1 protein-coding gene is annotated in these 1,300 nt (G+C 42.2%); it reads right to left on the bottom strand.

From position 1 onward, the window contains the following. A protein-coding gene (locus tag AC1UFB_RS20530; protein WP_482590019.1) for an IS1182 family transposase occupies positions 1-1,300 on the bottom strand; the annotation gives its coding sequence in 2 pieces (ribosomal slippage) (positions 1-813 and positions 813-1,300; 1,301 coding nt annotated over the 2 pieces). This gene is flagged as partial in the annotation.

The raw sequence follows: 1,300 nt of genomic DNA, 5'->3' as shown, positions 1-1,300 counted from the left end.
CATAAAAATCGCCCATTACCTGACCTGTTTTGGTCAGGTAATGGGCGATTTTTTTCATGTTTTGACAAGCTGCCGTCAGATACGCCTGCATCTGGACAGACTTCAGCCCTCGATACCGGGCATATCGATACCCATTTAGCTCTTTTGCGTCGGCAAAGCTACGCTCAATCGTCGTGCAACGCATACGATAAAGTTGTTTACCTGCTTTTGTGCGCTTATTTAGACGCGCTTGTTCTTTGAATCTCTCCCAAATGTGACGTGTCACCACGCGTTGTTTTTGGGAAGCGGAAAAACAACCGTCTCTCATTGGACAAACGGCACAATCACTTGGATTTGATTTGTATGTACGATCTCCTGTGCGACTGGTAGTCGCATACGATAAAATGCACCCCATTGGACAAGCGAATACATCTTTTTCCTGTACGTAGTGAAACAGACGTTTTGGCACGTCTTTGTTTGACGATCCAAAACGCCGATAGCCCATCACCATAAAAATCCCTTTTTCAGAAAGGCGTTTACAAATATGGCTTGTAAAATACCCGGCATCTAATGCAACAGCTTCAACAGAAAAGCGAAACTTTTTTATTTGTATGTCAAGGCGGTCAAGATAAGGAACAGAGTCAGCCACATTGCCAGCTGTAATACAGGTGTCTGTAATAATATTATGTTTGACATCCACCGTTCGATGATCTAAATAATGAAAGCCATCTGGCTTTCCATCTCTCATCATAAAACCACTATCGGGATCCGTTGTACTGATGCGGGTTTGTTTTTGTAAGGCAACGCCTTCCTTTCGAGGACTTAGTTCTTTTTTCCGTTTTCAAGACGATCTTCGTTGACGGCTGCTTCTAACTCTTCCATATACGCTTGTCGGCGGGACTTCTTTGGTTGTTTTTCATATTTATGTTTATTTGCGTTCGCTTTGATATGAGTCGAGTCTGTCATTAAAGCACGTCCACCAACCATGCGATGTTCTATCGCCTGGCGAACAATTTCATCAAAAATGTCTTCAAAAATCGTCGTATCTAAAAAGCGTGTTCGGCGATTAAAACTAATCGTCGAATGGTGAGGAACGGCATCCGTTAACGATAAGCCTAAGAACCATCGATACGCCACATTCGTTTGAATTTCTTTGGCAAGTTGACGTTCGGAACGAACGCCATAAAAGTAGCCAATAAACATCATTTTGAATAGCGTAATGGGATGAATGGAAGGACGTCCATTGTCTTCACAATAATAAGGAAGAAGCTTTTCTTCAATAAAGCTAAAATCAATTGTCGCTTCAATTGTACGCAAAAAG

It is taken from the genome of Priestia sp. KCTC 13724 (assembly GCF_056820425.1).
Note: the sequence above shows the minus strand (reverse complement) of the source record. Positions and strands in the feature narration are given on the sequence as shown.